The sequence below is a fragment of the Terrabacter carboxydivorans genome, assembly GCF_039532035.1.
Lineage (GTDB): Bacteria > Actinomycetota > Actinomycetes > Actinomycetales > Dermatophilaceae > Terrabacter > Terrabacter carboxydivorans.
In genome coordinates this window covers 129,335-150,782 of sequence record NZ_BAAARE010000004.1, presented here as the reverse complement: position 1 = coordinate 150,782, position 21,448 = coordinate 129,335, and the positions used below count along the sequence as shown (strand labels likewise).

Here is a 21,448-nt window from a genome sequence, read left to right as displayed (position 1 = left end):
GGGGCCGGCGCGCCCGTCACGCGCTCTCGCGCGCGGTGGTGGTCGCCTGCGAGCCGCCGTGGGTCCGCCGGGTCATGAGGCGCATCAGTGACTCCTGGTCCGCCTCCTCGCGGGAGAGGACGCCGGTGACCGCGCCCTCGGCGATGGTGTAGATGCGGTCGGACAGGCCGATCAGCTCAGGCAGCTCGGAGGAGACGAGGATGACGCCCTTGCCCTCCGAGGCCATGCGCTGGATGATCCCGTAGATCTCGAACTTGGCGCCGACGTCGATGCCGCGGGTCGGCTCGTCGAGGATGAGCAGGTCGGGCTCGGTGAAGAGCCACTTGGCGAGCACGACCTTCTGCTGGTTGCCGCCGGAGAGCTTCGCGACCCCCTCGTCCACGTTGGGCGCCTTGGTGCGCAGGGACTTGCGGTAGGACTCGGCGAAGTTGTACTCCTCCCGCTCGTCGACGACGAAGCCACGGGTGATGCGCTTGAGCCGCGCCGAGACCGTGGTCCGCTTGATGTCGTCGAGGAGGTTGAGCCCGAGGGTCTTGCGGTCCTCGGTGACGTAGGCCAGTCCGGCGTCGATGGCGTCGGAGACCGACCGCAGCCGGACCTCGTGGCCGTCCTTGATGATCGTGCCCTCGACGTAGGTGCCGTAGGAGCGGCCGAACAGGCTGCGCATCAGCTCGGTGCGCCCGGCTCCCATGAGACCGGCGAAGCCGACGATCTCACCGCGGCGCACGAAGAAGTCGCTGTGCTTGGCCACGAGGCGGTCCGGGACGCTGGGGTGGCGCACCGTCCAGTTCTTCACCTCGAAGAAGACCTCGCCGATCTCGGGGGTGTGGTCGGGGAAGCGCGACTCGAGGTCGCGGCCGACCATGCCCCGGATGATGCGGTTCTCGTCGACGCCGTCCTCCTTGACGCGCAGGGTCTCGATCGACCGGCCGTCGCGGATGATGGTGATCGAGTCGGCGATCTGCTCGATCTCGTTGAGCTTGTGGCTGATCATGATGCAGGTCACGCCCTTGGAGCGCAGACCGGCGATGAGGTCGAGCAGGTGCTGGGAGTCGCCCTCGTTGAGGGCGGCGGTCGGCTCGTCGAGGATGAGGAGCTTGACGTCCTTGGACAGCGCCTTGGCGATCTCGACGAGCTGCTGCTTGCCGACGCCGATGTCGCGGATCTTGGTGTCCGGCTCCTCCTCGAGGCCGACGCGGGCGAGCAGCTCGCGGGCCTTGACGCGGGTGGCGAGCCAGTCGATGACGCCGCCGGAGGCCGTCTCGTTGCCGAGGAAGATGTTCTCGGCGATCGACATCTCCGGGATGAGGGCGAGCTCCTGGTGGATGATGACGATGCCGGCGTGCTCGCTGTCGCGGATGTTGTTGAACTCGCAGAGTCGACCCTCGAAGTGGATCTCGCCGTCGTAGGTCCCTGCGGGGTGGACCCCGGACAGGACCTTCATCAGCGTGGACTTGCCGGCCCCGTTCTCCCCGCAGATCGCGTGGACCTCTCCCCGACGGACCGCCATCGAGACGTTGGAGAGGGCCTTGACCCCGGGGAACTCCTTGGTGATGTCCCGCATCTCGAGGATGATGCTGCCGGCCGGGGCGGCGGTCGCCGCGGCGCCGGCCGTGTCGGCACCCGACGGGGCGCTCGGTGATCCAGGAGCCGGGTTGGAGGGGTTGCTCATCTGGTCGTCAACACTCCTTTGTGGTGTTCGTGAGGCGCGTACGCCCGTCCCGATTGTTCCGCACGGCTCGGGCCGACGTGGCCGAACATCGCGCGGTTCTGTCACAAGGACGTCACGATCTCTGGACGGGGCCGTTCGTGAGCCGGTGATGAGCAGGTCGCGGGTCGTTCGTGAGTCGTTCCTAGGTCGTTCTCGGGTCGTTCTCGGGTGGGCGGGTGCTCGGCAGCCGGCCCGTCGGTCGCCTGTCGGCGTCGTCCGGCACGGTCACTGAACCGGTGGTCCGGCCCGTCGTCAAGAAGATGACCACTTCCTGTCCGGTCAGGACAGGAAGTGGACAGGGCGGCGTCCGGCAGCGCCACGTGGCGGCGGATATCCTTCCAAGGTTCCGCACCCGCGCGCCCGCCCGGCCGCGCGTGCACCCAGCACCACATGAGGAGACCCGGTGGCCCTGCACATGTCGTCCCTGTTCCTGCGAACCCTTCGCGAGGACCCGGCGGACGCAGAGGTCCCGAGCCACCGTCTCCTCGTCCGCGCCGGCTACGTCCGCCGCGTCAGCCCCGGCGTCTACACGTGGCTCCCGCTCGGCCTGCGGGTGCTGCGCAACGTCGAGCGGATCGTGCGCGAGGAGATGGACGCCATCGGCGCCCAGGAGCTGCTCTTCCCGGCGCTGCTGCCCAAGGAGCCCTTCGAGGCCACCGGTCGCTGGACCGAGTACGGCGACAACATCTTCCGCCTGCAGGACCGCAAGGGCGCCGACCACCTGCTCGGTCCGACCCACGAGGAGATGTTCACCCTCACGGTCAAGGACCTCTTCAGCTCCTACAAGGACCTGCCGCTGTCGATCTACCAGATCCAGACGAAGTTCCGCGACGAGGCCCGTCCGCGTGCGGGGGTCCTGCGCGGCCGCGAGTTCGTCATGAAGGACAGCTACTCCTTCGATGTCGACGCCGCGGGCCTCGACAAGAGCTACCAGCTGCACCGAGAGGCGTACGTCCGCATCTTCGACCGCCTCGGCTTCCACTACGTCATCGTCGAGGCGATGGCCGGCGCCATGGGCGGCAGCAAGAGCGAGGAGTTCCTCGCCACTGCGGAGGTCGGCGAGGACACCTACGTCCACTGCACGAGCTGTGGGTACGCCGCCAACGTCGAGGCCGTACGCGTGCCGGCGCCCGACCCCGTCGGCTGGGAGGGCACGGCGGCGGCGCACGCCGAGGACACCCCCGACACCCCGACGATCGAGACCCTCGTCGCGCACCTCGACGAGCACTTCCCGCGCGAGGACCGTGCGTGGACGGCCGGTGACACGCTCAAGAACGTCATCGTCATGCTCGTGCACCCCGACGGCACCCGTGAGTCGCTCGCGATCGGCGTGCCCGGTGACCGCGAGGTCGACGAGAAGCGCCTCGGCGCGCAGGTCGAGCCGGCCGAGGTCGAGGCCTTCACCGAGGCCGACTTCGCCGCCAACCCGGCACTCGTCAAGGGCTACATCGGGCCCGGGGCGCTCGGGCTCGAGGGCACGAGCGGCATCCGCTACCTGCTCGACCCCCGCGTCGCCGAGGGCACCCGGTGGGTCACCGGCGCGAACGTCGCCGGCCAGCACGTGATCGACCTCGTCGCCGGCCGGGACTTCACCGCCGACGGCACCATCGAGGCCGCCGAGGTGCGCGAGGGCGACGCCTGCCCGACCTGCGACCACACGCTCTCGACCGCCCGCGGCATCGAGATGGGCCACGTCTTCCAGCTCGGCACGAAGTACGCCGAGGCGCTCGACCTCAAGGTGCTCGACCAGAACGGCAAGCTCGTCACGGTCGTCATGGGCTCCTACGGCGTCGGTGTCTCCCGTGCGGTGGCGTGCGTCGTCGAGGGCAACCACGACGAGTCCGGCATCGTCTGGCCTCGTGAGCTCGCGCCGGCCGACGTTCACATCGTCGCCGCCGGCAAGGACGAGGCGCTCTTCGTCAAGGCCGAGGAGATCGCCCGGGAGCTCGAGGTGCAGGGGCTCACGGTCCTCGTCGACGACCGCAAGGGCGTCAGCCCGGGCGTGAAGTTCAAGGACTCCGAGCTCATCGGCGTCCCGACGATCCTCGTCATCGGGCGCGGCCTCGCAGAGGGCAAGGTCGAGATCAAGGACCGCCGCACGGGTGAGCGTCGCGAGGTCGCCGTCGACGACGCCGTGGCCGCCCTGACCGCCGAGGTCACCGCCGAGGTCGAGCGCTCGTGACCGCTTCCCGGCGCCCCGTGGAGGCCGTGGTCTTCGACTGGGGCGGCACGCTGACGCCCTGGCACGAGGTGGACCTGCCGCAGCAGTGGCGGGTGTTCGCGCGCACCGTGCACGGCCTCCCGGTAGAGGACCCCGGTATGCCGGCCGAGGACCTCGCCGAGGCCGACTCGCTCGCAATGCGCATCCACGACGCGGAGGAGCACGCCTGGCGACGCGGTCGGGAGAGGCACGAGAGCGCGTCGATCGCGGCGATCCTCGAGGCCGCCGGTGTCGACCCGGAGCACGACCGGCACCACCTGGCGCTCGCGGCATACCAGCGTTTCTGGGAGCCGCACACCCACACGGACGAGCAGGTGCGTCCACTGTGGGAGTCCTTGCAGCGCAAGGGCATCCGGGTCGGTGTGCTCTCCAACACCATCTGGACCCGCGACTACCACCGGGAGGTCTTCGAGCGGGACGGGGTGCTCGACCTGCTCGACGCCGACGTCTACTCGTCCGAGATCCACGTCGTGAAGCCGCACCCGGACGCGTTCCACGCCGTGTGCGATGCGCTCGGGGTGGCGCCGGAGCGCGCGGTCTACGTCGGGGACCGCATCTTCGAGGACGTCCACGGGCCGCAGCAGGTCGGCATGCGCGCGATCCTCGTGCCGCACTCCGACATCCCGGCGGGACAGCGCACGGCGGTCGAGGCCCGTCCGGACGCGGTGGCCCACGAGCTGCTCGACGTCGCGGGGATCGTCGCCCTCTGGAACCACGAGGCCCAGGAGGCGGACGAGGCGTGAGCGACCCCACGCTCACGACGCTCGCACTGCTCGCGGCCGCCGCCTTCGTCGCCGGCTGGATCGACGCCGTCGTCGGCGGCGGAGGGCTCGTCCAGCTGCCGGCGCTGCTCATCGGCCTGCCGGGTGCCTCGCCCGCGCAGCTGCTCGCGACCAACAAGTTCGGCTCGATCTTCGGCACGGCGACGAGCTCGATCACCTTCTACCGCCGGGTCCGGCCCGACCTGCGCACCGCCCTGCCCATGGCGGCCGTGGCCTACGTCGGCTCGATCGGCGGGGCGCTGATCGGCCTGCACATCCCGAAGTCGGCCTTCAACCCGATCATCCTCGTGCTGCTCGTCCTCGTGGGCGCCTACACGCTCTTCAAGCCCGACCTCGGCTCCGAGTCGATCCGACGCTTCCACGGGGCGCGGCACACGGTGCTGGCGATGCTGACCGGTTTCGTCATCGGGGCCTACGACGGTGCGCTCGGGCCCGGCACCGGCAGCTTCCTCGTCTTCGCCCTCGTCGGCCTGCTCGGCTACAACTTCCTCGAGGCGAGCGCCAAGGCGAAGATCGCCAACTTCGCCACGAACCTCGGAGCCCTGACCGTCTTCGCACCCATGGGTCTCGTCATCGTCAAGGTCGGTCTCGTCATCGCCGCCGCGAACCTCCTCGGCGGCTACGTCGGGGCCCGGACAGCGGTCGCCAAGGGCAGCGGTTTCGTCCGGGCGGTCTTCGTCGTCATCGTCAGTGCCTTCATCGTCAAGATCAGCGGCAGCCTGCTCGGCTGGTGGCCCTGACAGGTCGGGCGGCCTGGCTCACGGGCGGGCGACGACAAGTCGACGGTAGGTCGGGATGAGCACGCCGCGGGCCGCCTCCCGCTCGACGACGGTCCACGGCCCGGCGTCGGCCAACGCCGCCAGGACGGCGCGAAGCTCGGCCCGGGCGACCGGCGCGCCGAGACAGAGGTGGCGGCCGGCGCCGAACCACAGGTGCCGGTTGTCCGGGAGGTAGGGCCGGTCGAGGTCGAGCGACCCGGGCGCGGTGTTGGCGACGTAGGTCAGGGCGAGCACCCGGTCACCGGCCCGCAGGATGCGGCCGCCGAGTCTCACGTCGCGCGTCACGTGGCGACCGATGACGGGGGTCGTGACGCGCAGACCCTCGCGGACGGCGACGTCGAGGAGGTGGTCGCGTTCGTCTCCGCCGGAGGCGGAGAGCCGGGCCGCCTGGCCGGTGTCCGCGAGCAGGGCGGCCGTCCGGGCGATCGCGCTGGCAGCGGTCTCCGTGCCGGCGACGAGCAGCAGCGAAGCGAGCCCGGTCGCCTCCTGCTCGGTGACGCCGAGCGCTCGACACCGACCCAGCACGGTGGTCTCCGGCGAGGAGGCGTATGCCGTCGCCACCCCTCCGGTGAGCGTGCCGAGGATGGTGCGGGCGCGGTCGACGGTGGCTGCCCCCAGGTGCGTGTCCGCCTGCGTGCCGAGCGCGAGGGCGGCCAGCTCCTCACCGCGGGCGAAGACGAGCCGGTAGGCGCCCCAACCGTCCTCGTCGAGTCCCGCGGCGGCGGCCTCACCGGCGAACGTCGCCACGTCGATGCCGAGCATGGCCACGACGAGCCGTCCGACGAGCACCCGGGCGAGGTCGGCGACGTCGACGCTGCCGCCGGCCGCCAGACGGGCCCGGACCAGGTCCGTCACGGGACCGGCCGCCTGTGCCACGAGGTCGCGGGCAGCGGCCTCGGTGAAGAGGTCGCGGGCCCTGGTGCGCAGAGAGTGGTGACCGCGCCCGTCGAAGAGGTCCTCGACCCAGTCGCCGAGCACCTGCGACCAGAGGTGTCCGACGCCACCCTCTCCGAGGAGCGAGGTGGAGCGGTGGTCGACGAGCAGCTCACGGATCAGCGTGGGGTCCCGGACGACCCAGCCGAGGCGCGGCACCTGGACGATGCGCGGACCGCGTCGGGCGAGGGCGACGAGCAGACCCAGACGGGGGTCGGCCGACCGGATCACGCGGCGCTCGTGCATCGAGGCGAGCCGGTTGCCCGTGGGTGACGACACGGGGTGAGTACGTCGGCTCAGCACGGGCTCCATGGGCTCACCGTAAACTGCCCGCACGGCTCCGGGAGGGCCCGGTCGCCGAGCCAGGGAGGGGTCACGCGCGCATGTCCGTTCGCATCGCCGGCGTCAGCGCCCACGTCGCCGAGAACGCCATGACCATCGACGAGGTCGAGGCCCGCGTCATCGGCTCCAGCAGCGGATTCGTCCCTCCCACCGGCGTGCTCGGACGCCTGACCGGGGTCCGGCGCATCCACCACGCAGGTGCCGACACCCAGGCGTCCGACCTCGCTGCGGCGGCCGCGCGCACCACCCTCGCCCGCCTCGACCTCGAGATCTCCGACGTCGACCTGCTCGTCTTCGCCTCGGCCTCGCAGGACCTCGTCGAGCCCGCCACGTCGCACATCGTGGCCGACCTGCTCGGAGCCCGCTGCCCGGTCATGGACGTCAAGAACGCCTGCAACTCCTGGCTCAACGGCGTGCAGGTCGCCGAGGCGCTCATCGCGATGGGGCAGCACGACCGCGTCCTCGTCGTCACTGGCGAGATGCCCTCGCGTGCGGCCCGCTGGGACGTGCGCGACGCAGCGCAGTTCGTGGAGTCGGTGCCGGGCTACACGATGAGCGATGCCGGGGCCGCCTGCCTCGTCGAGCGGGCCGCCCAGGGGTCGCGCGGCGAGATCCTGCACCGGTGGTTCACCGCCGAGTCGCGGCACTGGTCGGTGGGGCAGCTGCCCGCCGGCGGCACGCGCCACCCCCGTGAGGTCGACAAGGGCTACTTCGTCATGGACGGCGCGCGCCTGCGCCAAGCCTTCGACAGCGTCGATGTCGAGGAGATCCACCGGGCCCTGAAGTCCGACGGGCTCGGGGTCGAGGACTTCGCCGCGGTGGCCGTCCACCAGGTGGCCATGCCCTACCTCGACGTGTTCGCCGCGCGGCTCGGCCTGCGCCGTGACCTCGTCGTCGAGACGCTGCCGGACCACGGCAACTGCGCCTCGGCCACGCTGCCCCTGCAGTGGCAGCAGCTGGAGCGCCGCCATCTCGCCCAGCCGGGCGCGCCGGTGCTCCTCGTCGGGCTCGCGGGCGGCATCAGCGTCGGCACGATGGCGGTGCGCTGGTGACGGGACCGGCACCCCTCGGAGCCGGTGAGGTCCGGCTCTGGGTCGTCGTGCCCGCCTTCGACGAGGCGGCCGGCATCGCCGGCACGATCGCGGCGCTCGCGGCACAGCGCGACCGCGACTTCCGCCTCGTCGTCGTCGACAACGCCAGCACGGACGGGACGGCGGTCGAGGTCCGAACGGCCTGTGCGGCATACGGACTCGGCGTCTCTGTCATCACCGAGACCCGCAAGGGCACGGGCGCCGCGTCCGACACGGGTGTGCGCCACGCGATCGCACACGGTGCCACGCACGTGCTGCGCACCGACGCCGACACGCTGCCCGTGCGGGACTGGACGGCGGCCGGGCGCCGGGCCTTCATCGAGGGGGCCGACCTCGTGACCGGACCGATGCGGGCGCGCACCGACGAGGTGCGGCTGCGGCCCTGGGAGCGGGTCGTGCTGCCGGGGGTCATCGGCTTCTGCCAGGCGTTCGGCAGGTTCCGTCCGAGCAACCGGTCGCCCGAGCTCAAGGGGCCCTACCGGATGAGCCCCGGCTGCAACCTCGGCGTCAGCGCCGCCGCCTACGAGGCGTGCGGAGGCTTCCCGCGCACCGCCATCGAGGAGCTGCACGAGGACCGCGAGCTGGTCAACCGGGTGCGGCGCGTCAGCTCGCGGGTCGAGTACCGCCGTGACCTCGTCGTGCACGCCTCCGTCCGGCGGCTGCGCGCCTACGGCCTGCGCAACACGCTGCGCTGGTACCTCGACCACGGCCATCGCCCCGACGTGGTCGACGTGCGGGAGATCGCGTGAGAGCCCTCGCCGGCGCGGACCCGGGGAGCAGGTGGGAGTCGCGGCTGATCCGCTCGGCGCACCCGGTGGTCGCCCGCGTCGTCGACGCGGCCGTCTCGGGACGCGCCGTCGTGCGAGTGCCCGGTGTCGGCGTGCTCGTCGCCGACCCGGCGGTGGCCCGCACCGTGCTCACCGACCCGGACCGGTTCGCCAAGAACGGCCCCGGCTCCTCGGGTGCCCTCTGGACGCCCGTCCTGGGGGAGCGGGTGCTGCTCAACATGGAGGGCCACGAGCACCACGCCCTCAGGCGTTCGCTGTCCGACCTCTTCTCGTCGCGCGTCGTGCGCGAGGTCTGCGATGCGGCCGCCGGACCCCTTGTACAAGCCGCCGCGGCGAGCCTCCGACGGGGTGAGGACGTCGACGTCGTGCGCCTCGCCCGAGAGGTGTCGTCTGCCGCGATCGGCGTGGTGGTGGGACTCGACCGGGACACGCCCCCCGCGGTGCTGCTCCGGGCGAGCGACGCCATCGAGTCCATGGTCAGCTGGCGCACGCGCTCCTTCGACGACGCCGCCGTCGCAAGGGCTCGCTCGGCCCTTGCCGTCGTGCAGGACGCGGCCGAGTCCGCCCATGCCGCAAGGGCATCCGACACCGTCATGGGTCGGCTGGCGCGACAGGGTGTCTCGCTCGACGATGCGCGCTCGCTGGCGGCTGCGCTCTTCCTCACCGGCACGGGTACCGTCAGCTGCGCGCTCCCACGCATCGCCGGACAGCTCGCCGACGCCGGGCTGCTGACGCCCGGCGGCCCCTCCTCGTGCGACGTCGACGACGTCGTCGCCGAGGGCCTGCGCATGACGACACCGAGTCTGGCCACGCTGCGTCGCTGCGTCCGGGCGACCGAGCTCGGCGGGGTCCGCATGGGCGCGGACGAGCGGGTCGTCGTGCTGCTCTGGTGGGCCACCCGGCGCGACGGTGGCTTCGAGCCGGGACGCCCGGCCACGGGCGACCTTCGTCACCTCTGGTTCGGCGCCGGGTCGCACTTCTGCCTCGGGGCACCGCTCGCCCTCGCCGAGCTGCGGGCGATGACGTCGATGCTCCTCGACGTGGCCGGTGAGGAGGGACTCGTCGTCTCCTCCCGCCGCGCGGCCCGTCGAGTCCTCGTGCCGCGCTACGCCGAGCTCACCGTGCGCACGCAAGGCGTTGGCGAGCCGGGGGAGCGCCACGGGCACGGGACCGGGGACGGCCGGCCGCTGCACCCCGCGAGCCGGTCGGCGTGAGCACCACCCCCGACGTCGTGGCCGCGGTGCTCGCGCGGGCTGCCGACGACCCCGGTCGCATCGCCATCCGCGACCACCGGCGTCGCTCCGTGACGTTCGGCGAGCTCGCCGCAGGCATCACCGGCGTCGCCTCCCACCTGACGTCGACGGGGCTCGTCGCCGGGGACGGCGTGCTGCTCGCCGTCCGTCCGTCGCCCCGCGCCGTGGCGGCCGCGCTGGGGGTCGTCCTGGCCGGAGGTGTCGTCGTCGTGGCCGACCCCGGAGCCGGCGAGGCCCTGCTCGACGTGCGGCGACGCACGGTGCCGGTGCGGGCGGCCGTCGCGGACACGGTCGTCCACGCCGCCACCCGACGCCCCCTCTCGTCCCTGCTGGCACGCCTGCCCGCGACCTCGGGCCTGAGGCTGCCAGACCTGTCGTCGGCCGGACTCGTCCACGTCGTCACCGGGCCGCGGCTGCCTGGGGTGCCTCGCCGGGCCACCCGGTGGGAGCACCTGCCCCGTGAGGTCGCGGTCCCCGAGCCTGAGGACCCGGTCCGCGACGCCCTCGTCGTGTTCACCTCCGGCTCCACGACAGCGCCGCGGGCCGTCGTGCACACCGTTGCCTCGCTCTCGGCAGGCGTGCGAGCAGCAGTCGTAGCGCTCGGGCTCGACGAGCGCGTCGTCATGCACACCGACCAGCTGATGATCGGCCTGCCGACGCTCGCCGCCGGCGCAGTGTGGTCGCTGCCACCCGTCACCGCGTCCACCGCGGCGTGGCTGGGTCAGGCGGAGCGGGAGCGCGCCACCCACGCGTATGCCGTGCCGGCCAAGATGCTCTCGGCAGCCTCCCGTGGCCTGCCGCCCACGGTGGGCCACGTCGCGATGGGCGGTGCACCGGTCCTGCCCCACACCGTCCGCAGGATCCGTTCCCTCGCACCGGAGGTGGCCGTCCGAGCGGTCTACGGGCTGACCGAGGCCCTGCCCGTCGCCGTCGCCACGGACGAGCAGGTGCTCGGGTCGCCGCCGGGACGTACCTGCCTGGGGCGCCCGCTGCCGGGGGTGTCGGTGCGCATCGACCGACCCGACGACGCAGGCGTGGGGGAGATCGTCGTCCGCGGTCCCCAGGTCCGACACCGACTGGCGGGCGAACGACCCGACGACGAGGTGCGCACCGGGGACCTGGGGCAGCTCGACGGCGACGGCCTGATCCTGCTCGCCGGACGCGCCAAGAACATGATCATCCGGGGCCAGGCCAACATCTACCCCGAGCTCGTCGAGCCGCTTCTTCTCGACCGTCTCGGAGACGCGATCACCGACTGTGCCCTCGTCGGGATGCCGGATCCCGTCACGGGCGACGAGCGCGTCGTGCTGGCACTCGTGCGTGCCGACGGGGGCCGCCCGTCCCGCGCTGACGACGGACTGACCCGACGCGTCCACCGGCTGTGGCAGAGCCTCGCGGACGACGCCTGGCGCCCCGACGACGTCGTCGCGGTCGACATCGTGCCGCGCCGGGGCCGGTCGGCCGAGGTCGACCTGGAGGCGCTGCGCCCGGTCGTCTCCAGCAGGCTGGCGGAGGGCACTCGATGAGGGTGGCCGTCACGGGGGCCAGCGGCTTCGTCGGGGGAGTCGTCGTCGAGCTGTTGCTAGCACGGGGCCACGACGTGCTGGCCCTCAGCCGCCGCCCCGTGCCACCGCGGCCCGGACTCGTGCACCGTCCGTGGGACCTCACGACGGGGCCGCTGGCGGACCCGCCGGAGGTCGACGTCGTGGTGCACGCTGCCGCGCACGTGGACGAGTGGGACCCCTGGCCCGTGCACCGAGCCGTGACCGTCGACGGGACCGGCGCCGTGCTGACGACGTGGCCACGGGCGAGGATCGTGCTCGTGTCGTCGTGCAGCGTCTACCCGCTCCGCGCGCCGCGGCGTCCACGACACCACTTCTCCGAGGACGTGGCACCGAGCCGTCGGCCGCTCTCGGCCTACTCACGTGCCAAGGCCGCCCAGGAGCGGGTCGTCCTCGACCGTGAGGGGACTGTCGTGCTGCGCCCCCACGCCGTCCACGGCCCCGGCGACCCGACGCTGCTGCCCCGGCTCGCCCGCGCCCGACGTGGCGGCAGACTCGTCTGTCCCGGTGGACCAGACACGCTCGTCCACCTCACCGACGTCCGCCTCGTCGCGCAGGCGGTAGCCGCCGCGTGCGAGATCCCTTGCGGCACAGCGGTTCTCAACGTCGCAGATGCCGCCCCCCTTCGGCTGGCCGCTGTCGCCGCCGGCGTGGCCATCGCGAACCGCTGGCCCGAGAGGCCGCTCTTCACCGGCTCGCTGGCCGCGTGGACCGCGGCGCTCGCCCTCGAGGGACCCGCGCGGCTCCTCCGCGCGTCGTCGCCGCCCGTGCTGACGGCATACGCCGTGTCGCACCTCGCCGTGAGCCGGGTGTTCGACACGACGCTCCTGCGGGAGCGGCTCGGTGTCGAGCCCGGTCCCACCGACCTCTCGCGGTGGCGTCCCGCTCCCACGGCAGACGCCGACGGCGCGAGCGACGACTCACACCCGTGACATCCGTGTGACACAGCACACGCACAGGGTCGAGCACGAATCTGACTGTCATGACCTCACTCGCCCTCCCCGAGAGCCGCGACCTCTCGGTGCCGGCCGCGTCGCGGCGCCAGGCCCTTGCCCCGACGCCGGTCTGGTGGCGTGACGCGTCCGCCGTGTTCGCCTGGGGTGTGACGCTCTTCGTCGTCGCCCTCTGGGTGGCGGGGGGAGGGCTGACCGCCTTCGGCACGCCGGGTGAGAGCCTCATCAACCTCGGTCGCCTCACCGGACTCGTCGCCTCGGTGCTCATGCTCCTGCAGGTGCTGCTCATGGCGCGCATCCCGTTCGTCGAGCAGGCCTGGGGCCAGGACGAGCTCGCCCGCGTCCACCGGCTCGTCGGCTTCACCTCGTTCAACCTCATGGTCGCCCACATCGTCCTCACCACCATCGGCTACAGCGCCGGCACCGACATGGGCGTCATCGCCACCTTCGTCGACCAGGTGCTGCACTCGCCCGGCATGCTGCTCGCCCTCGCCGGCACCGTCGCGCTCGTCATGGTCGTCGTGACGTCGGTGAAGAAGGCGAGGGCAAAGCTGCGCTACGAGTCCTGGCACCTGCTGCACCTCTACGCCTACTTCGGCGCCGGCCTCGCCCTGCCGCACCAGCTCTGGACCGGCCAGGACTTCAAGTCCAGCGTCACGGCGACCGTCTTCTGGTGGGGGCTGTACGCCTTCGCGCTCGTCGCCGTGCTCGTCTACCGGGTGGGGCTGCCCCTCGTCCGCTCGACCCGCCACCGCCTCGTCGTCTCCGAGGTCGTCGCCGAGTCACCCACCGTGACCTCCGTCGTGATGACGGGTCGTCGGCTCGACCGTCTCCCCGTCCGCGCCGGCCAGTTCTTCCAGTGGCGCTTCCTCGACGGCGCCGGGTGGACCCGGGGCAACCCCTACTCCCTCTCCGCTGCACCCGACGGCCGCTCGCTGCGCATCACGGCCGAGGCCGTCGGTGCCTCGAGCGCCCGGCTCACGACGCTGCGTCCCGGCACCAAGGTGCTCATCGAGGGGCCGTACGGCCGGCTCCACGCCGGTGTGCGCACCAGCGACAAGGCCGTGCTGATCGGTGCCGGCATCGGCATCACGCCGCTGCGAGCCATCCTGGAGGCGCTCCCGGCCGCGCCCGACGGAGTCGTCGTCATCTACCGCGTCGGCAGCCAGTCCGACATCGTCCTGGCGGACGAGCTGCTCGACCTGACCCGCGCGAAGGGCGGCCGCGTCGTCGCCGTCGTCGGCCACCGCAACCGCGAACGCGCCAGCTGGCTGCCCGTCGACTCGCAGCACCTGACGGACGCCGAGGCGCTCACCCGGATCGTCCCCGACATCGCCGAGCGTGACGTCTACGTGTGCGGCCACCCCGCCTGGATGGACACCGTCATCGCCGCCGCCCACGAGGCCGGCGTCCCGGCCGAGGCCGTGCACCACGAACGCTTCACCTACTGACCCACTGCGCGCACCAGCACCGCACCGAAAACGAAACGAGCCTCCCCATGCGACGCATCGTCCTCTGGGCCATGAGCACCCTGACCGTGCTCGTCCTCCTCTTCAGCTACAGCACCTCCCGCAGCTCCACGGCCCTCGTGGCCGCCGAGACCCGCACCGTCACGACGACGAGCAAGAGCTCCGGCAGCACGGGGTCGACCTCGGGGTCCTCGTCCGCGTCGGCGACCGACTCCTCGGGCCAGCAGCCCACCGGCTCGACGAGCAGCGCGAACGGTTCCGCCGGCAGCTCGAGCGGGTCCCCGTCGACGTCGGGCTCGTCCGGCTCGTCCGGCTCGTCCGGCTCGTCCGGCTCGTCGTCGGCGGCCAAGACGTATGCCGGCGACGCGATCATGACCCGCTACGGCAACGTCCAGGTCCAGATCACCGTCCAGGGTGGCAAGATCACCGCCGCCGACGTGCTGCAGGTCCCGATGAACGACCGCCACGACCAGATGATCAACTCCTCGGCCGTCCCGGTCTACAACCAGGAGGCCGTGAGCGCCCAGTCGGCCCAGATCGACGTCGTCTCCGGGGCGACCTACACGTGGGACGGCTACACGCAGTCCCTGCAGTCCGCCATCGACCAGGCCCACCTGTGAGGCACTCTTGAGACAGGCGACCGAGGAGCCAACCACCATGAGCCGACCGCTGACCGACGGCCAGCCCGTCCCACCCGTCCAGCCCGACAAGCCCGTGCAGGCCGGCAAGCCCGTGCTACCGGCCCTGTCGGCACCCCTTGCCCCGCAGGCACGTCCAGAGGCCGTCGGTGCTCCCGCCCGGCGCGCCTGGGTCGAGCAGATCATGGGTATGCCGATCTCAATCCACCTGCGCGGCGAGGACGTCGACCGTCCCGAGGCGCAGGCGGCGGTGGCCGAGTCCTTCCGGATCCTTCGCGAGATGGACTCGATCTTCTCCACCTACCGGGACGACTCGGACCTCATGCGCCTGCGGCGCGAGGAGGTGCAGGTGTCGCAGTGCAGTCCTCTCGTCGAGGAGGCGCTGCGCATCGGCCAGGAGGCCGAGGTCGTCACCGCGGGAGCCTTCACGACGCTGCTGCCGACGGGCGAGGGCGACCTGGCCTTCGACCCGACCGGCCTCGTCAAGGGCTGGGCGGTCGACCGCGCCGCCGTCCCGCTGCTGGCGCTGGAGCGAGTCTCCTTCTGCATCAACGCCGGTGGCGACATCCTCGTCGGTGCGCACGCAGACATGCCCACGACCGGCCCGGGGGCCATCATGTGGCGCGTCGGGGTCGAGGACCCGCTCGACCGCCAGCGGATCGCGAGCACCCTGACCCTGGCGCGCGGAGCGGTGGCGACCTCCGGCACCGCGGCACGCGGTGCCCACCTCTACGACCCGCAGGCCCGTGAGCTCGTTGGGCGACCCGGCTCGGTGACGGTCACCGGTCCCACCCTGCTGTGGGCCGACATCTGGGCCACGGCCCTGTTCGTCGGGTCGGAACGCACGAGTGAGGCCTTCGCCACCCGGGCGACGGACTACCTCTCGACCGCTCTCTGACCCCGGTCCCGTCGGCCTCTGGCGGCCGGCGCAGGACAAAAGCCCCACGGTGTCCGCAACCGGGATCCGCTTGCGACTTTCTTGCGCAAACCATGCGTGGCACGGGCTTCGGGCCTTGCAGTTGGCCCGGCAGAGTCGTCCTCATCAGCAGGAACGGTCGGGGGACCGCCGGCTGACACAGAGACCTTCGGGCGAGTGCCCGCCGATCCGGGGAGAGGAGTGCCATGACCGCCAGCACCGACACTGACCCTGCAGTGGAGGAGCGCGGTCACGGCGCCCGCCCCGGACGGCGGGCCCACTCGAGGACTCCGTTGGGGGGAGGGAACCGGATCGGGGCGGGCCACCTGGTGGGAGGCTGGCCCGCCCCGTACCGACCGGCCCGGGGCCTGCATCGGGCCCGCGCGTGCGCAGTGGCGCAGCACGTCAGCGGCGCCGGCCGTGGCCGCTGAGCGGCTGTCAGGCTCGACCTGTCCGGGTCTCGCCGCCGAGGAGCTCGATCCCGGCGCCCTGACTCGCCTGGCTTCCGAGCTGGACAGCGACGAGCTCGCCCGCTCCATCGCCCAGACCTACCTGCGGATGCTCGACTCGCGGCTCACGCGAGCAGCCTCCGCCCTCGAGCGCCGCGACGAGATCGCGGCCATGGACGTGCTGCTCAGCCTCCGCGTCTCTTCGGCCACCGTCGGCCTGGTCCGTCTGGAGTCGGCGGTGCGGTGCGTCATCGACGCCGTGCGCCGCGGTGAGCACGAGCTCGCCCGGCAGCGTGGGACCTCCATGGTCGGCCTGGCCGACGACGCCCGAGCGGCGCTCAGCACCCACCTCGAGGTGCGTGACGATGCCCGTCCCGGTGCCTGCCTCGAGGAGACTCGTCTCCCGGTGCCGCACCTGCGACCGGCCGCCGACAGCTCCTTCTGAGCAGTCGCCGCAGCAGCCACCCGACGCCTCGGGAGGCCCCGCTGCCGCGGGGTCAGAACGCGTCGGGCTCCTCCATGCGGTAGCCGACGCCCCGCACGGTCCGGATCGGGGCACGCATGCCCTCGGGGCCGGTCCGACTCAGCTTACGGCGCAGGTTGCCCACGTGGACTTCGACGAGGTGCTCCTCGGACCAGCCGGGGCCCCAGAGGCTGTCGAGCAGCACGGCGCGGGACCACACCCGTCGGGGCGCGCTGAGCAGGGTGCTCAGCAGGTCGAACTCGGTGCGGGTCAGCTCGACCTCCTGCTCGTCGACCGTGACCACGCGACCCTCCGGGTCGACGGCGATTCGGCCGTGGCGCACGAGGGAGTGGTCGTCCTCGGGAGGTGCCGTCTCCGCCGTGGCGACCGAGAGGGCTGCGGACGAGGGGCCCGGCGCGGCAGCGCCGCTGGTCGCTGCGCCGCCGGCGTCGGCGGCGGCGTTGGAGCCACCGGTGCGTGGGCGGCGGAACATCGCGTTGACGCGTGCCTGCAGCTCACGGGGGCTGAAGGGCTTGGTGAGGTAGTCGTCGGCGCCGATCTCGAGACCCATGAGCCGGTCGATCTCGTCGGTGCGGGCGCTGATCATCACGACGTAGGCCTGGCTCACGTCACGCACCCGCCGGCACACCTCGATGCCGTCGAGGTCGGGCAGGCCGAGGTCGAGCGTGACGAGGTCCGGGTCGGTCGCGACGACGAGCTCGAGGCCGGCCTGTCCGGACGACGCCGTCGACACCTCGAACCCCTGCATGGTCAGGCTGTGCGTGATGAGCTCGCGGATGTCGTCGTCGTCCTCGACGACGACTGCGGTGCGTGCGGAGCCCATCATGCGGCGATTCTTGCAGAATGCGAGGGTTTGGCCCGACAGATCGACAGGATGGGCGGTTCGTGCCGTCGTCAGGCCGTGTCCGCCTCGGTCCGGCCCAGCTGCTCGACGAGGCCGCTCGGGCTCGTCGTCGGCAGCTCGCAGACCATGTGACGACAGACGTAGGCCGCCGGGGCGCCTGCGACGAGCGGCCGTCCGGCGAGCAGGGGGACCCCGGGGGCGTCCGGTTCTCCGCGGACGACGACGAGCCCGGGAGCGGGGGACTGGCGTGCTGCCCGTTCCAGCGCCTCGGCGGCCGGACCCGACCCCACGACCGCCACCTGGCGCGGACCGGCGACGAGGGCCTCGGCCACGGCCAGCGACCATCCCCCGAAGCGCGGCTCGCGGACGGCGAGCCCGAGTCCCGCCGCCGTGGCCCGTGCGCCCGCCTCGAGGCTGTCAGGGTCACCCGTCAGCGCTCCGAGCATCACGAGGGCCCCTGCGAGAGAGGACTGCCCGGCGGGCTCGGCGTTGTCGGCGGCGCTGCGGGGGCGCAGGTAAAGCGTCTCGGCGTCTCCGGCGGTGTCGTGGAATCCGCCGTCGTCGGCTGCGAAGTCCCCGGCGGCGCTCAGCAGGTCGCGCGCAGCCTCCAGCCAGTGCGGCCCGCCCGTGACCTGGTGGAGCACCAGCAGCCCTTCGGCGAGGTTGCCGTGGTCGTCCGCCACGGCACGTGCCGAGCCGACCTCTCCGAGGCGTGACGCGCGCCGCAGCCGGCCGTCGACGACGTGCACGTCCAGGACGTGGGTGGCGCACCGGGTCGCTGCGCCGACCCAGTCCGGACGGTCGAACGTCGCGCCTGCGTCGGCGAGCGCAGCGACGGCGAGGCCGTTCCACGAGGTCACGACCTTGTCGTCGCGGCCGGGCTGCGGTCGGCGGGCCCGGGCCGCGGAGAGTCGGGATCGCACCGACTCGAACCAGGCGGAGTCCTCCGGATCCGCGGGCAGCTGCAGGGTCGACGCCCCGTGCTCGAAGGTCCCCTCCGGCGTGACGACGAGGAGCTCTGCCGCCTGCTCGGCGTCGTCCCCGAGGACCTCGCGCAGCTGCTGCGGGGTCCAGGCGTATGTGAGTCCCTCGACGCCGTCGGCGTCCGCGTCGAGGGACGACGCGAACCCGCCTTCGGCGGTGCCGAGGTCGCGCACGATGAAGTCGGCGGTCTCTCGGACGACCCGCTCGGCCAGCGGGTCCCGGGTCACCTTCCACCAGGTCGTGCAGGCACGAAGCAGCAGCGCGTTGTCGTAGAGCATCTTCTCGAAGTGCGGCACCACCCACCGCGCGTCGACGGCATAGCGCGCGAAGCCTCCGGCGAGCTGGTCGTAGAGGCCGCTGCGGGCCATCGCCTCCAGCGTCCGCGTGGCCATCTCCAGGGACGAGTCCTCGCCCGTGCGGGCGTGGTGCCGCAGCAGGAACTCCAGCACCATGGACGGCGGGAACTTCGGTGCGCCGCCGAAACCACCTGCGGTGCGGTCGAACTGGCGCGCCAGGATGTCGACGGCACCGGCGAGCGCAGCGGGCTCGACGGCATACGGTGTCGGAGCCCGGAGGGCACCGGCGAGGCTGGTGGCGATGTGCGTCCCCGAGGCCCGCACCTCCTCCTCGCGCGTGCGCCACGCCTCGTCGAGCGCTCCGAGGACGCTGAGGAAGTGGTCGCGCGGGAAGTACGTGCCGCAGAAGAAGGGCTCGCCCTCGGGCGTGAGGAAGACCGTCATGGGCCACCCGCCGTGCCCGGTGGTCGCGGTCACCGCGGACATGTAGACGGCGTCGATGTCGGGCCGCTCCTCCCGGTCGACCTTGACGGAGACGAACCGCTCGTTGAGCACCGCTGCGACCGCATCGTCCTCGAAGGACTCGTGGGCCATCACGTGGCACCAGTGGCAGGCGGCGTAGCCGACCGACAGCAGGACGGGCACGTTGCGCCGCCTGGCCTCGGCGAACGCCGCGTCACCCCACTCCTGCCAGTGCACCGGGTTGTCGCGGTGCTGCAGCAGGTAGGGACTGGTGGCGGCTGCGAGTCGGTTGGGCATGGCCACCACTCTCGCGCACCCGCGGGTCACGGAGTCGACTGGTGCGTCACACCGGGCATCTGCCGATACCCCCCAGGGTTACCGTCGAGGTATGGAGACGCGTGCTCGGATCCCGGTCCCACTTCGGCGCTGGGCGGCGGTCCTCGCGCTCGGCGGCGTGCTGGCCGGGTGCTCGACGACGAACGTCACGACCAGCCCGATGGGCGGTGCCTACGGCGGCATGGGCGGCCAGCGAGCCCTGTCGACACCCGGCGCCCGCATGGTCGCGCCGTTGTCCTGCGACGCTCCCTCCGACCTGCCCGGCGAGCGGGTCACGGTGACGCTGATGGACATGGGGATGTCACGGATGATGGGCGGCATCGCCCCGATGGGCGCCCACATGCTCCTCACCGCGGCGCCGACCACGGTGCACGGCGGCCGGGTGAGCATCGTCGTCGACAACACGGGCTGGCGCACCCACGAGGTCGTCGTCCTGCCGCTCGCCTCCGGTGCGGTCGCCGGCCAGCGTCCCGTCGGATCAGACGGCAAGGTCGACGAGACGGGCAGTCTCGGTGAGGCCTCGAGCTCGTGCCGCGCCGGCGCCGGTGACGGCATCGTCTCTGGAGCGGTGGGGTGGGTGACGTTGACGCTGCCGCCCGGTCACTACGAGCTCGTGTGCAACCTGCAGAACCACTACGCCGACGGGATGCGTCAGGAGCTCGTGGTCACCGGCTGAGTCGGCATCTCCGACGCGGTGGGTGCGCTGGGTGTGCTCGGTGCGCGTGAGCCGGCGGCCTTGGCCACGAGCACGTCCCAGCGGACCCGCCTGGCACGCCAGGTGAAGATCGCGAGCTTGGTCAGCTCCTCGAGGATGCGCGCGACGAAGATGCCGACGTAGCCCAGCGGGGTGTGCAGCCCCAGCACCACGGCGAGCGGCAGACCGATCGCGAAGGCGCCGACCACGTCGCCCATGATGACGCCGCGCACGTCGTCGGCGCTGGGCAGGACGCCGGCGCCGACGATCATGTTGCGCACCTTGACGACCTGGAAGGCGGCGTTGATGAGGATGCCGACCCCGGCCATCATCCGCACGTCGCGGCCGGCCTCGCCGAACAGGGCGTCCAGCAGCAGCACCGACCCGGCGAAGAGGACCCCGAAGGCCGCGGCCGTCCCGATGCCGGCGCGCGTGAGCCGGCGCACCCACGCCATCGCGTCGTCGACGTCGCCGCGGCCGACCGAGCGCCCGACGAGGGTCGTGGTCGCGCTCATGAGGCCGATGCTGCCGACGATGAAGACGCCCTCGAGCGTGGTGACGATCTGGGCCGCCGCGAGGGCTTCGTCACCCAGCTTCTGGAAGACGACGTTGTAGAGGAAGGTCCCGACGGTCCAGAAGAGCTCGGTGACGCCGAGGGGCAGCGCGAGCACGAAGAGCGGGACGATCACCGCTCGCCACTGGCGCACGCTGTCGGGCAGGCTCCAGCCCACCACGCCGCGGCGGCCATAGGTCATCCACAGCAGGATGAGTGCCTTGGCGACGGCAGTGACGAGGGTGGCCCAGCCGGCGCCGGCGACCCCGAGCGAGGGCAGCGGGCCGAGCCCGACGACGAGGGAGTACGCGATCGCCGAGTTCGCGACGACGGTGACCATCGTCGCGATCATCGGGCTCGTCGGCCGCCCCGCCGACCGCAGGACGCCCGAGAGGATCGCGCTCAGCATGACGGGCAGCGTCGCGAGGACGGTGAGGCGGAAGTAGTCGGTGCCGGCGGCGGCCACCGATGGTGAGGCACCGACGAGGGACATGAGGTGGTCGGCGAAGAACCACGGCACCACCGAGACGACCGCTCCGAGGCCCAGGGCCACGAGTAGTGCCGCCGTCACGGTGTGGTCGAGGTCGTCGCGCCGGCCCGCGCCGTGCGCCCTCGCCACGAGGATGCTGACCGAGGTGCCGAGGCACCCGAGGGTGACGGCGAGGATGAAGGTGAGGCTGTTGGAGAAGCCCACCGCCGCGATCGCGGTGGCGCCCAGGCTGCCGACGACGATCTGGTTGACGAAGTTCAGCACCAGCATGAGGACGAACTCCATGCTTACCGGGACGGCGATGCGCGCGATCTCGCGCGCCGGCGTCGGCGGTGCCGGGCGACGGTCGCGGGAGGTGGGCATGGCAAGGCGAGGCATGCGGGTGCACTTTCGACAACGAGGTGGGGGAGCGCGACAA

18 protein-coding genes are annotated in these 21,448 nt (G+C 72.3%); 13 read left to right on the top strand and 5 right to left on the bottom strand.

Going from position 1 to position 21,448, the window contains the following annotated elements; translation table 11 throughout:
• Nucleotides 1-16: 16 nt before the first annotated feature.
• Nucleotides 17-1,564, bottom strand: coding sequence for a multiple monosaccharide ABC transporter ATP-binding protein (mmsA, locus tag ABD297_RS05865; protein ID WP_344254016.1), 1,548 nt, complete (start codon nucleotides 1,562-1,564; stop codon nucleotides 17-19).
• A gap of 550 nt (nucleotides 1,565-2,114) precedes the next feature.
• Here mmsA and ABD297_RS05860 point away from each other — a divergent pair.
• The 3 genes from ABD297_RS05860 to ABD297_RS05850 are packed head-to-tail and all read left to right on the top strand — an operon-like array spanning nucleotide 2,115 to nucleotide 5,454.
• Complete coding sequence (locus ABD297_RS05860) at nucleotides 2,115-3,893, top strand: proline--tRNA ligase (RefSeq protein ID WP_344253879.1); 1,779 nt, start codon at nucleotides 2,115-2,117, stop codon at nucleotides 3,891-3,893.
• Complete coding sequence (locus ABD297_RS05855) at nucleotides 3,890-4,675, top strand: HAD family hydrolase (RefSeq protein WP_344253877.1); 786 nt, start codon at nucleotides 3,890-3,892, stop codon at nucleotides 4,673-4,675. Before ABD297_RS05860 ends, ABD297_RS05855 begins: the two co-directional genes overlap by 4 nt.
• Nucleotides 4,672-5,454 (top strand): TSUP family transporter, encoded by a 783-nt coding sequence (locus ABD297_RS05850; RefSeq protein WP_344253875.1) that lies wholly within the window; start codon nucleotides 4,672-4,674, stop codon nucleotides 5,452-5,454. Before ABD297_RS05855 ends, ABD297_RS05850 begins: the two co-directional genes overlap by 4 nt.
• An 18-nt stretch (nucleotides 5,455-5,472) precedes the next feature.
• Here ABD297_RS05850 and ABD297_RS05845 read toward each other — a convergent pair whose 3' ends face one another.
• Nucleotides 5,473-6,738 carry a cytochrome P450 gene (locus tag ABD297_RS05845; protein ID WP_344253873.1) on the bottom strand — a complete coding sequence of 422 codons (1,266 nt, stop codon included), beginning with the start codon at nucleotides 6,736-6,738 and terminating at the stop codon, nucleotides 5,473-5,475.
• Between the two features lie 71 nt (nucleotides 6,739-6,809).
• Here ABD297_RS05845 and ABD297_RS05840 point away from each other — a divergent pair, with 71 nt between their 5' ends.
• The 9 genes from ABD297_RS05840 to ABD297_RS05800 all read left to right on the top strand — a co-directional run bounded on the left by ABD297_RS05840 (nucleotide 6,810) and on the right by ABD297_RS05800 (nucleotide 16,332).
• Entirely contained in the window at nucleotides 6,810-7,820 is a 1,011-nt protein-coding gene (locus ABD297_RS05840) for a 3-oxoacyl-ACP synthase III family protein (RefSeq protein ID WP_344253870.1), read from the top strand.
• Nucleotides 7,817-8,608, top strand: a complete 792-nt coding sequence (locus ABD297_RS05835) for a glycosyltransferase family 2 protein (RefSeq protein ID WP_344253868.1) — start codon at nucleotides 7,817-7,819, stop codon at nucleotides 8,606-8,608. The genes ABD297_RS05840 and ABD297_RS05835 overlap by 4 nt, the downstream gene beginning before the upstream one ends.
• Nucleotides 8,605-9,861, top strand: a complete 1,257-nt coding sequence (locus ABD297_RS05830) for a cytochrome P450 (RefSeq protein ID WP_344253865.1) — start codon at nucleotides 8,605-8,607, stop codon at nucleotides 9,859-9,861. The genes ABD297_RS05835 and ABD297_RS05830 overlap by 4 nt, the downstream gene beginning before the upstream one ends.
• Nucleotides 9,858-11,426, top strand: a complete 1,569-nt coding sequence (locus ABD297_RS05825; RefSeq protein ID WP_344253862.1) for a class I adenylate-forming enzyme family protein — start codon at nucleotides 9,858-9,860, stop codon at nucleotides 11,424-11,426. The genes ABD297_RS05830 and ABD297_RS05825 overlap by 4 nt, the downstream gene beginning before the upstream one ends.
• The gene (locus ABD297_RS05820; RefSeq protein WP_344253860.1) at nucleotides 11,423-12,394 is read left to right on the top strand and encodes an NAD-dependent epimerase/dehydratase family protein; all 972 of its coding nucleotides are present in this window, start codon (nucleotides 11,423-11,425) and stop codon (nucleotides 12,392-12,394) included. Before ABD297_RS05825 ends, ABD297_RS05820 begins: the two co-directional genes overlap by 4 nt.
• A gap of 50 nt (nucleotides 12,395-12,444) precedes the next feature.
• Nucleotides 12,445-13,866 carry a ferredoxin reductase family protein gene (locus ABD297_RS05815; RefSeq protein ID WP_344253858.1) on the top strand — a complete coding sequence of 474 codons (1,422 nt, stop codon included), beginning with the start codon at nucleotides 12,445-12,447 and terminating at the stop codon, nucleotides 13,864-13,866.
• A gap of 47 nt (nucleotides 13,867-13,913) precedes the next feature.
• The gene (locus ABD297_RS05810; RefSeq protein ID WP_344253856.1) at nucleotides 13,914-14,504 is read left to right on the top strand and encodes an FMN-binding protein; all 591 of its coding nucleotides are present in this window, start codon (nucleotides 13,914-13,916) and stop codon (nucleotides 14,502-14,504) included.
• Between the two features lie 37 nt (nucleotides 14,505-14,541).
• Nucleotides 14,542-15,420, top strand: coding sequence for an FAD:protein FMN transferase (locus tag ABD297_RS05805; RefSeq protein WP_344253854.1), 879 nt, complete (start codon nucleotides 14,542-14,544; stop codon nucleotides 15,418-15,420).
• A gap of 438 nt (nucleotides 15,421-15,858) precedes the next feature.
• A complete protein-coding gene (locus ABD297_RS05800) occupies nucleotides 15,859-16,332 on the top strand; it encodes a hypothetical protein (protein ID WP_344253852.1) in 474 nt (157 codons plus the stop codon).
• 52 nt (nucleotides 16,333-16,384) lie between these two features.
• Here ABD297_RS05800 and ABD297_RS05795 read toward each other — a convergent pair whose 3' ends face one another.
• Both ABD297_RS05795 and ABD297_RS05790 read right to left on the bottom strand, forming a co-directional pair.
• Nucleotides 16,385-17,197 carry a response regulator transcription factor gene (locus ABD297_RS05795; RefSeq protein WP_344253849.1) on the bottom strand — a complete coding sequence of 271 codons (813 nt, stop codon included), beginning with the start codon at nucleotides 17,195-17,197 and terminating at the stop codon, nucleotides 16,385-16,387.
• A gap of 68 nt (nucleotides 17,198-17,265) precedes the next feature.
• On the bottom strand, nucleotides 17,266-19,254 hold the full coding sequence (locus ABD297_RS05790) for a thioredoxin domain-containing protein (protein ID WP_344253847.1): 1,989 nt from the start codon (nucleotides 19,252-19,254) through the stop codon (nucleotides 17,266-17,268).
• Nucleotides 19,255-19,345: 91 nt separating this feature from the next.
• On the opposite strand from ABD297_RS05790, the gene ABD297_RS05785 reads away from it, so the two are divergent.
• Complete coding sequence (locus tag ABD297_RS05785; protein ID WP_344253845.1) at nucleotides 19,346-19,969, top strand: sulfocyanin-like copper-binding protein; 624 nt, start codon at nucleotides 19,346-19,348, stop codon at nucleotides 19,967-19,969.
• On the opposite strand, the gene ABD297_RS05780 is transcribed toward ABD297_RS05785, so the two are convergent.
• On the bottom strand, nucleotides 19,945-21,393 hold the full coding sequence (locus ABD297_RS05780; protein ID WP_344253843.1) for an MATE family efflux transporter: 1,449 nt from the start codon (nucleotides 21,391-21,393) through the stop codon (nucleotides 19,945-19,947). The two genes, ABD297_RS05785 and ABD297_RS05780, sit on opposite strands and share 25 nt — an antisense overlap.
• Between the last annotated feature and the right edge of the window lie 55 nt (nucleotides 21,394-21,448).